The 208-nt window shown below is 48.6% G+C and carries 1 protein-coding gene; it reads left to right on the top strand.

The genetic code is table 11. The annotated features are described in order from the left end of the window. The coding region (locus ACVA54_RS19830) for an Hsp70 family protein (RefSeq protein ID WP_446642795.1) at window positions 1–208 on the top strand (208 nt) is incomplete at both ends.

The raw sequence follows: 208 nt of genomic DNA, 5'->3' as shown, positions 1-208 counted from the left end.
TTGCAGTAGGCGCTGCAGTTCAAGGTGGCGTACTAGCAGGTGATGTGAAAGACGTACTACTACTAGACGTTACTCCATTGTCGCTAGGTATCGAAACGATGGGCGGCGTAATGACGAAGCTTGTTGAGAAGAACACGACTATCCCAACAAAAGCGAACCAAGTTTTCTCTACTGCAGAAGACAACCAGAGCGCGGTAACGATTCACGT

The organism is Vibrio sp. PNB23_22_6 (genome assembly GCF_052877535.1).
Note: the sequence above shows the minus strand (reverse complement) of the source record. Positions and strands in the feature narration are given on the sequence as shown.